The 534-nt window shown below is 47.4% G+C and carries 1 protein-coding gene; it reads right to left on the bottom strand.

Annotated features, from left to right (window positions below):
* On the bottom strand, positions 1 to 517 hold a 517-nt coding region (locus A3729_RS10160), incomplete at its 3' end, for an NAD(P)/FAD-dependent oxidoreductase (protein WP_156497865.1).
* Positions 518 to 534 lie beyond the last annotated feature (17 nt).

The raw sequence follows: 534 nt of genomic DNA, 5'->3' as shown, positions 1-534 counted from the left end.
TGTAAGAGTCTTTTTGTTGGCCGTCTTCGCTGATGCCCATGTCGCCAGTAGCAACACCTTTTACACGACCATCTTCATGGTATAAAACTTCTGCTGCAGCAAAGCCTGGGTATACTTCTACGCCAAGTCCTTCAGCTTGCTCGCCTAACCAGCGGCAAACGTTGCCAAGGCTAACAATATAGTTGCCATCGTTGTGTGTAGGTTTAGGGATAAAAGCGTTTGGAAGTTTTACCGACTTTTCCTGATTGGTCAGGAAGTAAAATTCATCACCTGTTACAGCGGTATTTAATGGTGCGCCCATTTCTTTCCAATTAGGGAACAGCTCATTTAACGCTGTTGGTTCTAGAACTGCGCCAGACAGGATGTGGGCGCCAACCTCAGATCCTTTTTCTACAACGCATACGCTGATTTCATTACCAGTCTCTTCAGCGATTTGTCTTAGACGACAGGCTGCTGATAATCCAGCGGGGCCACCGCCGACAATGAGTACGTCAAACTCCATCGATTCACGTTCCACAATAGGTCTCCTCGTGC

This window comes from Oleiphilus sp. HI0043 (assembly GCF_001634935.1).
The sequence above is the reverse complement of the archived record's forward strand: the minus strand, read 5'-3'. Positions and strand labels throughout refer to the sequence as shown.